This is a genomic window from Azonexus sp., assembly GCF_036170495.1.
In the GTDB taxonomy this organism is placed as follows: domain Bacteria; phylum Pseudomonadota; class Gammaproteobacteria; order Burkholderiales; family Rhodocyclaceae; genus Azonexus.
The window spans coordinates 1-8,900 of record NZ_JAVHPH010000432.1 but is presented as its reverse complement, the minus strand read 5'-3'; the positions used below and the strand labels follow the sequence as shown (position 1 = coordinate 8,900).

Annotated in this window: 8 protein-coding genes and 1 pseudogene; 5 read left to right on the top strand and 4 right to left on the bottom strand. The window is 63.9% G+C overall.

Going from position 1 to position 8,900, the window contains the following annotated elements; all coding sequences use genetic code 11:
• The 5 genes and pseudogenes from ADADOO_RS15655 to ADADOO_RS15635 all read left to right on the top strand — a co-directional run.
• A pseudogene (locus ADADOO_RS15655) lies at window positions 1-399 on the top strand (extracellular solute-binding protein); the annotation flags it as partial.
• A complete protein-coding gene (gene ugpQ / locus ADADOO_RS15650; protein WP_511278435.1) occupies window positions 399-1,142 on the top strand; it encodes a glycerophosphodiester phosphodiesterase in 744 nt (247 codons plus the stop codon). The pseudogene ADADOO_RS15655 and the gene ugpQ, both read left to right, overlap by 1 nt.
• Before the next feature lie 64 nt (window positions 1,143-1,206).
• Window positions 1,207-1,560, top strand: a complete 354-nt coding sequence (locus ADADOO_RS15645) for a hypothetical protein (protein WP_511278434.1) — start codon at window positions 1,207-1,209, stop codon at window positions 1,558-1,560.
• Between the two features lie 180 nt (window positions 1,561-1,740).
• Entirely contained in the window at window positions 1,741-4,356 is a 2,616-nt protein-coding gene (gene alaS, locus ADADOO_RS15640; protein ID WP_511278433.1) for an alanine--tRNA ligase, read from the top strand.
• Window positions 4,353-4,655: a hypothetical protein gene (locus ADADOO_RS15635; RefSeq protein WP_511278432.1), complete on the top strand. Its 303-nt coding sequence runs from the start codon at window positions 4,353-4,355 to the stop codon at window positions 4,653-4,655. Before alaS ends, ADADOO_RS15635 begins: the two co-directional genes overlap by 4 nt.
• On the opposite strand, the gene ADADOO_RS15630 is transcribed toward ADADOO_RS15635, so the two are convergent.
• From ADADOO_RS15630 to ADADOO_RS15615, 4 genes are all read right to left on the bottom strand, one after another.
• A complete protein-coding gene (locus tag ADADOO_RS15630) occupies window positions 4,656-4,973 on the bottom strand; it encodes a hypothetical protein (protein WP_511278431.1) in 318 nt (105 codons plus the stop codon).
• 91 nt (window positions 4,974-5,064) lie between these two features.
• Window positions 5,065-6,315, bottom strand: coding sequence for an EAL and HDOD domain-containing protein (locus ADADOO_RS15625; RefSeq protein WP_511278430.1), 1,251 nt, complete (start codon window positions 6,313-6,315; stop codon window positions 5,065-5,067).
• A gap of 8 nt (window positions 6,316-6,323) precedes the next feature.
• The gene (locus ADADOO_RS15620) at window positions 6,324-7,700 is read right to left on the bottom strand and encodes a phosphomannomutase/phosphoglucomutase (RefSeq protein ID WP_511278429.1); all 1,377 of its coding nucleotides are present in this window, start codon (window positions 7,698-7,700) and stop codon (window positions 6,324-6,326) included.
• A gap of 9 nt (window positions 7,701-7,709) precedes the next feature.
• Window positions 7,710-8,666, bottom strand: a complete 957-nt coding sequence (locus ADADOO_RS15615; RefSeq protein ID WP_511278428.1) for a YheT family hydrolase — start codon at window positions 8,664-8,666, stop codon at window positions 7,710-7,712.
• Window positions 8,667-8,900 lie beyond the last annotated feature (234 nt).

The following is an 8,900-nucleotide window of genomic DNA, read 5'->3' as shown; positions in this document are numbered from 1 at the left end:
GGTGCGTCGCTGTGGGTGGGCGCCGGTCGGACGCCGGTGCAGTACAAGCAGGCGGCCAAATTCGTCAGCTTCATGCTGTCGCCGGAAATGCAGATGGAAATGGTCCGCCTCTACGGCGGCTTGCCGATGACCTCGGCGGCCCGTGTCGCGGCGCGCAGCAAGCTGCTCAAGGATGACGACAAGACACTGGAAATCGCCTACGCCTCGCTCAAAGGCAATGGTAGCAAGCCGGCTGTGCGGGTCGCCAACATCGATGCGGTGCGCCTCATTGCCAACGAGGAAATGGAAGCCGTTTGGGACGATAAGAAGCCGGCCAAGGCGGCGCTCGATACCTCGGTCAGTCGCGGCAATTCGCTGCTCGGTGCCAAGCCGCTGTTGAAGAAGGCGCAGCCCTTCTGATGGATTTGCCGCTGCCGCGCTGGTTTGCCCATCGCGGCGGCGGGGCGCTGGCGCCGGAAAATACCCTGGCCGGACTCCGGCTGGCGGCAGACCGGGGGCTGGCGGCCGTCGAGTTCGATGTCATGTTGTCCGGCGACGGCACGCCCGTGCTCATCCACGACGAAACGCTGGAGCGAACGACGAACGGCCATGGCCGGGTCGGTCAGACGCCTGATGCGCGGCTCTTCGCGCTCGATGCCGGGAATGGTGAGCGGATTCCCCGTTATGCCGAAGCGGTAGCGGCGTGCCGCGAATACGGCCTGCTGGCCAATGTCGAAATCAAGCCGGCAGCCGGCTTCGAGCGCCAGACGGCGGAAACGGTGGCCGGTCTGAGCGCCGAGCTTTGGCAGGGCGCCAGGGTGCCGCCACTGTTCTCGTCGTTCTCGCTGGTCGCACTGGAAATTGCCCGCGATCGGGCGCCGCAGATACCGCGTGGCGTGCTCTTCGAGCGGGTGCCGGCCGACTGGCTGGCAACGGTGCGGCGCTTGCAGGCGGTTACTCTGCATTGTGCGGCGGCGCATTTGAGCGATGAAGTCCTGGCTGAGGCGCAGGCCAATGGCATTCCGGTGCTGTGCTACACGGTCAACACGGAAAAAGCCGCCAAATCGTTGTTCGGACGTGGCGTCAGCGCCGTCTTTACCGATCGCCTCGATCTTGTTTCCGGCGAAACAAGTGCTTACAAAGGCTTGCATTTGGGCGGCTGATTTTTACCCCGTTTTACCTTCTAATGGCGTTCAGGGAGTTCGCCCTAATCACCAGGAGATAAACATGAAAATCGTCAAGACCGTCGCTGTTCTTTCCCTTGTTCTGCCCGCCCTGGCCTTCGCCCAGGCCAACACGCCGCGCGTCGATCAGCGCCAGGCCAATCAGGAACAACGCATCGACCAGGGCGTCGCCTCCGGCAGCCTGACCCAGCGTGAAGCCAATCGCCTCGAACGCGGTCAGCAACACGTCGACAACATGGAAAACCGTGCCAAGGCCGATGGCGTCGTGACCCGCGGCGAGCGCGCCCGCCTGCATCAGGCGCAGGACGTGCAAAGTCGCCGCATCTACGGGCAAAAACACGACCGCCAGCACGATTACAACCACAACGGCCGGGTTGATCGTCCGCGTCGCCGCTAAACTGCGCTTCTGCCCCGCCCGAAGCCCGCCCGTCGGCGGGTTTTGTCATTCTCACGGTCAACCGGAAAAAATGGCCAAAATTGAAAGGCGTTTTGAAACCTTTTCCGGGGGCTCAAGTTCCTGGCGTACCTGCGTTAAAATCACGGATTCCGAATTCACCGCCGCAAGGGCAGCCAGCTTATGAAAAGCGCCGAAATCCGCCAGCAGTTCCTCGACTTCTTCGCCTCCAAGGGGCACCAGATCGTTTCTTCCAGTTCGCTGGTGCCGCACGAAGATCCGACCCTGCTGTTCACCAACGCCGGGATGAATCAGTTCAAGGATGTCTTTCTCGGTTTCGACAAACGGCCCTACACGCGCGCGACGACCTCGCAGAAATGCGTCCGTGCCGGCGGCAAGCACAACGATCTCGAGAACGTTGGCTACACGGCGCGCCATCACACCTTCTTCGAGATGCTTGGCAACTTCTCGTTTGGCGATTATTTCAAGCGCGACGCCATCAAGTACGCCTGGGAATTGCTCACCGAGGTCTACAAACTGCCCAAGGACAAGCTGACGGTCACGGTTTACGCCGAGGACGACGAAGCTTACGACATCTGGACCCGGGAAATCGGCGTCCCGGTCGAGCGCGTCATCCGCATCGGCGACAACAAGGGCGCCCGCTATGCTTCCGACAACTTCTGGATGATGGGCGACACCGGCCCCTGCGGCCCGTGCACCGAAATCTTCTACGACCACGGCGAACAGTACTGGGGCGGCCCCCCGGGATCGCCGGAGGAAGACGGCGACCGTTTCATCGAAATCTGGAACAACGTCTTCATGCAGTTCAATCGCGACGATGCCGGCGTCATGCACCCGCTGCCCAAGCCCTCGGTCGACACCGGCATGGGCCTGGAACGCGTTTCCGCCGTGCTCCAGGGCGTGCACGCCAACTATGAAATCGATTTGTTCCAGGCCTTGCTCAAGGCGGCGGCCCGCGAAACCAGCGCAGCCGACATGGATTCGCCGTCGCTCAAGGTGCTGGCCGACCACATCCGCGCCTGTTCCTTCCTGATCGCCGATGGCGTCATTCCGGGCAACGAAGGGCGCGGCTATGTCCTGCGTCGCATCATCCGCCGGGCCATTCGCCACGGCTACAAACTCGGCGCCCGCGCTGCTTTCTTCCACAAAATGGTGCCCGACCTCGTTGCCGAAATGGGCGCCGCCTACCCGGAACTGGCGCACAACCAGCACAAAGTCATCGCCACGCTGAAGCAGGAGGAAGACCGTTTCTTCGAGACCATCGAGCACGGCATGGCCATTCTCGACGGCGAATTGAAGGCGCTGGCGCAAGGCGGTGTCTTCAACGGTGATACTGCCTTCAAGCTACACGACACCTATGGCTTCCCGCTCGACCTGACGCAGGACATCTGCCGCGAACACCAGATCACCGTCGATGCTGCCGCCTTTGACGCGGCCATGGCCCGCCAAAAGGAGCAGGCGCGCGCCGCCGGCAAGTTCAAGATGGCGACCAACCTCGACTACGACGGCCCGGCCACCACATTCCACGGCTACGCTGGGCTCGAAACCAAGGCTAACGTCCTCGCGCTGTACAAGGATGGTGCGGCGGTCAACCAGCTCAACGAGGGCGAAATGGGCGTCGTTGTTCTCGACGACACACCGTTCTATGCCGAATCCGGTGGCCAGGTCGGCGACTGCGGCGCGCTGCAGTCGGTGCATGGCATTTTCGCCGTCGAAGATACGCAGAAAATCCAGGCCACCGTCTTCGGCCACCACGGCGTCGTCAAGACCGGCACGCTGAGCGTCGGCAACAATGTCGCTGCCAAGGTCGACGTGCAGGCCCGCCAGCGCATCATGCGCAACCACTCGGCCACCCACCTGCTGCACAAGGCGCTGCGCGAAGTGCTTGGTGATCACGTCCAGCAGAAAGGGTCGCAGGTCGATCCGGACAAAACCCGTTTCGACTTCGTGCATAACCAGCCGATGAGCGATGCGGAAATTCGTCGTGTCGAAAACATCGTCAATGCCGAGATTCTCGCCAACGTCGCCACCGAAACCCGCGTCCTGCCCATCGCCGAAGCCCAGAAGCTCGGCGCCATGATGCTCTTCGGCGAAAAATACGGCGACGACGTGCGCGTCCTCGACATCGGTTCGTCGCGCGAACTGTGCGGCGGCACCCACGTTGCCCGCACCGGCGACATTGGCCTGTTCAGCATCACCGCCGAAGGCGGCGTCGCGGCCGGCGTGCGTCGGGTCGAAGCGGTGACCGGCGACAACGCGCTGGCTTACATGCAGGGCATGGAAAGTGCGCTGGGCGGCGTTGCCAGCGCCCTCAAGGTGTTGCCGAAAGAGGCGCCTGGCCGTGTGTTGGCCGTGCTCGATCAGGTCAAGAAGCTCGAACGCGAACTGGCCGCCCTCAAAGGCAAGCTGGCCTCGGCCCAGGGCGACGACATGCTGGCCAACGCGGTCGACGTCAAGGGCGCCAAGGTGCTGGCCGCGACGCTCGAAGGCGCCGACGTCAATGCGCTGCGCGAAACCATGGACAAGCTGCGCGACAAACTCAAATCGGCGGCCATCGTGCTGGCTTCGGTGGTCGATGGCAAGGTGACGCTGATTGCTGGCGTGACGGCCGACCTGACCGGCAAGGTCAAGGCCGGCGAACTGGTCAACTTGGTCGCCCAGCAGGTCGGCGGCAAGGGCGGTGGTCGTCCCGACATGGCGCAGGCTGGCGGCACGCAGCCGGAAAACCTGCCGGCGGCGCTGGCTTCCGTTCAGGCCTGGGTCGAAGGCAAGCTGTGAAAGCGGCTTGGGCGCTGATGCTGGTGCTGGCGGCGGGCCAGGGCTTCGCCGCCGAGCTTGATCGGACGCCGCTCGAGGCGGCTACGGTCGACGGGAAAAAAGTCCGTCTTTTTCCGAACGGTCGTTGGGAATATGCCGATGCCGCGCTGGCCGCCGAGGCCCAGAAAGTAGCCGCTGCGTATCCTGAAAACAAGGCCCGCCCGGCCGCAGCGCAGGGCGGTGTTTTTGGCATCGGCCGGACGATCATGCCCGGCGACAAGGATTACAACCGGGGTTCGCTCAACCCCAAGTTGCGCTGATCAAGGCAAGCGCTGCTCTGGCGGCACTTCGCGGATGAATTCGCCCTCGATCACCTGATCGCTGCCGGTCGGGCCATCGTTGCCCATCTGCTCGGCCGCCTCGCGCATTTGCTGCATCTGCTGGCGCAGCGCGCGCGTTTTCCACCACAGCCAGCCACCCAGCGCCACCCCAAGAACGGCAACGACCGCCAGGGCAACCAGCGAAAACATGAAAGCCAGCACCATGAAGGCCGCGCTCAGGACGAAGGCGGCCAGCTTGGCCAGAGGGCCGGGCGGGGTGCCGGGGCGAAACGAAGCGTTCTGTCGGGGGCTGTCCATGTCTGGCTCACGTCGTGAAAATGGGCGATTGTAGTCGCCTGCGGGCCCCGTTTTGTGCGGGTGCTGTCGCCTTTTTGTAACGCTTGTTGGGTTATCCCGCCTGTTCCTGGCCGATGCTGTTCGACCATTGCAGCGCCTGCGTCTGGGCGCGGTTGAGGGCTTTCGGCCTGAGGCCGGGCAATTCGCCGAGGGCTACGGTCAACCGGGAAATATCGCCCGATTCGCTGCTTTCAGCCAGGCGGAGCAGGGCGCCGAGGCGGCCGCTGCCCTCGCACAGCGCATCGCGCACCGGGGCGGTGAGGCCAAGCGGAGCGACGATGTCGGCGATGGCTTGGCCGACCAGCGCCGGCATCAGCGACATGATGCCGGCCATGAAAGCCTGGTCGGCAAAGCTGACGTCGCCCGGCTGCACTTCGGCGGCCAACAGTTCCATGAGCCGGCCGCGGGTGGCGGCCAGGAGCAGCAGCGGTTTGCTCGGGCCGCTCGGGTTGCCGGCCGAGAAAGCCAGCAGTTGCAGCCAGCGTTGCAGCTGGCGGCGGCCGAGGACGGTGATGGCGTGGCCGAGCGAGGTGATTTTTTCGCGGCTGCCGGCGCCGACCGAATTGGTCATGCGCAACAGGTTGATGGTCAGGCCGGGTTCCGGCTTGAGCGCGGTTTCGATTTCCGACGTTGGCGCATCGCCGAGCAGCAGGCCCATGAGCTTCATGAGCGACCGTTGCGAATGGTCGAGCTTCTTGCCGGAAATGATCGTCGGCTTGGCGAAGTAGTAGCCCTGGAACAGCGTGAAGCCGAGCTTCAGGCATTGTTCCATCTGCTCGCGCGAGTCGACTTTTTCGGCCAGCAATTGCTTGCCCATCGGCTTCAGTTTCATGACGAGCTGCATGAGCTGGACGCGTGATAGCGGCTGAATGTCGACCTTGACGATGTCGACCAGCGCGAGCAATTCGGCGTATGCCGGTTCAAGCTGGATGACGTCGTCGAGGGCCAGCGTAAAACCGGCGGCTTTGAGGGCGATGCAGCGTTCGATGACAGCCGGCGTTGGGGGCACGGTTTCGAGGATTTCGAGAACGACGGCGTGGCGCGGCAGCAACTCAAGCAGGTCGCTGAACAGAAAGGCCTCGTCGACGTTGATGAAACCGCGGCAACTGCCCAGCGCCGCTTCGACGCCGAGTTCGGTGAAGGCGTTGGCGATGACCGTGGCGGTCGCCTGCACGCCGCAGGTGATGTCGGCGAAGTTGCGGCTACCGCTGCGGAATAGGAGTTCGTAGGCGAAAAGCTGCTGATCGCGGTCGAGGATGGGCTGGCGCCCTAAATAAAGCTGGTCGGCGGCGTTTTCGCTCACGTTAACCCTTAAAACGGTAATTGAATCCCCGGCCAGACTGCATTGATGGCCTGACGGAAATCGGCTTGGATGCGTTCGAGCGCGACGGCGTTATCGGCCTCGAAACGCAGGACAACCACCGGTGTCGTGTTCGACGGGCGGGCCAGACCGAAGCCATCGGCGTATTCTACGCGCACGCCGTCGATGGTGATGATTTCGTTGGATCTATTGAATTTGCCATTTTGCTTTAGCTTGTCGATCAGCGCGAAGGGTTCGCCCTCAGTCATCTTGATGTTGAGTTCCGGGGTCGACGGGGAATTCGGCAGGGCTTTCAGCGGCGCGTTGGCATCGGCCGAGCGAGAGAGGATTTCGAGCAGGCGGGCGCCTGTATACAGCCCGTCATCGAAACCGTACCAACGTTCCTTGAAGAAGGTGTGGCCGGACATTTCGCCGGCCAGCGGGGCGCCGGTTTCGCGCAGCTTGGCCTTGACCAGGGCGTGGCCGGTGTTCCACATCAGCGGCACACCGCCATGTTGGCGAATCCACGGGGCGAGCAGGCGCGTGCATTTGACGTCGTAAATGACCGTGCCGCCCGGCACGCGCGACAGGACGTCGGCGGCGAAGAGCATGAGCTGGCGGTCTGGGAAAATGATTTCGCCGTCCTTGGTGACGACGCCGAGGCGGTCGCCGTCGCCGTCGAAGGCGATGCCGATTTCAGCGTCGGTTTCCTGGAGCGCCTTGATGACGTCGGCCAGGTTTTCCGGCTTCGACGGGTCCGGGTGATGGTTCGGGAAATTGCCATCGACTTCGCAGAACAGCGGCACGATGTCGCAACCGAGGCGCTTGAACAGTTCCGGGGCAATCGCGCCGGCGACGCCGTTGCCGCAATCCATGACGATCTTCAGCGGGCGGGCCAGCTTGACGTCGCCGATGATCTTGTCGACGTAGGCGCCGAGGACGTCGGCCGAGCTGCGCTGGCCCTGGCCGTGCTTGAGGTTGCCGGCTTCGATGCGCTTTTTGAGGTCCTGGATGGCGTCGAGGGCCAGCGTGTTGCCGCCGATGACCATCTTGAGGCCGTTGTAGTCCGGTGGGTTGTGGCTGCCGGTGACCGAGACGCAGCTATGGCAGCCGAGTTCGTAGGCGGCGAAGTAGGTGACCGGGGTCGGCACGCAGCCGACGTCGATGGCGTCGCAACCGGCGGCGCAGATGCCGTCGATCAGCGCGCCGGCCAGTTCCGGGCCGGACAGGCGGCCGTCACGGCCGACGGCGATGGCCGTCTGGCCCTGCTCGATGGCCAGCGAACCGAGCGCGTGACCCACCTGGCGGACGACGTCGGCGGTCAGCGATTGATTGACGATGCCACGAATATCGTAGGCCTTGAAGATTTCAGCGGGGAGTTGGCTCATGTTTTTTGCCTATGACGTCTGGAAAAGGAAGAAGTGTAAAAGCCTTTGCGGGAGCCAGTCCAGATTTCCGGGAAAGGCGCCGGTGACAAAACCCACATGGCCGCCGCCTGCGGGCTGTTCGAGGCGGACGCAGGGACTGACGTCGGCGGCTGTCGGTAGAAACCGGGAGGGCAAAAATGGGTCATTTTTCGGGTTGACCGTGAGGGTCGGTACGGCGATCGATTTCAGCCACGGTTTGGCCGAGGCGCGCCGCCAGTAGTCGTCGGCGCCGGCAAAGCCGTGGATCGGGGCGGTGACGGCGTCGTCGAATTGGTAGAGGTTGGTCGCCCGGCGCATGCGCGCTTCGTCGAAGAGGCCAGGGAATTGCTGCAGGCGGCTGGCCGAAACGGCTTTGAGCGTGGTCAGGAAGTGGCGGGTGTAGATTTGATTGAAGCCCATGGCCAGATGGTGGCCGCAGGCGGCGAGGTCGAGCGGGGCGCAGAAGGCGGCGACGCCGGTGACCCGTTCGCCAGCGTTGGCACCCTGTTCGCCGGCCCATTTGAGCAAGGCGTTGCCGCCGAGCGAAACGCCGGCGGCGTGGAGCTGACGGCCGTCGTTGGCGGCGTGCAGGCGGCGCAGGATCCAGTCGATTTCTTCGGAGTCGCCCGAATGGTAGGCGCGCGGCCGGCGGTTCAGTTCGCCCGAGCAGCCGCGGAAATGCGGCAACGCGAGGCGCCAGCCGGCGGCCTTGCAGGCGCGGGCGGTCGAGATGGCGTAATGGCTGCGGGCGCTGCCTTCGAGGCCATGGAAGAGGACCAGCAGCGGTGCATCAGCCGGGCCGTCAAGGTGATCGACGTCGATGAAATCGCCGTCGGGCGTCGTCCACCGTTCGCGGCGCAATTTGAGCGGGGGTGGCTTGATGAGCAGCGGCCACAGGGTTTGCGCCTGACCGCCGGGAAGCCAAGCGGGGGCGTGGTACGGTTTCATGAGCGTGCCTGGTTGAAACGCCGAGGCGCGGAGACGCAGAGCAAGCCCTTGCATTTCTCCGCGCCTCCGCGTCTCTGCGTCTGGTGGATGCGTATCGCCTTCAATGCAGGGTGTGCGGCACGGCCTCGGCCATCGCCTGATGGCCGTCGTCGGCGGCTGAGGCGTGGCGGCTGGCCAAACGCCAGCCATGCGGGCCGCGGACGTAGACGTGGGTGACGTAGAGCGGGCCGTGCG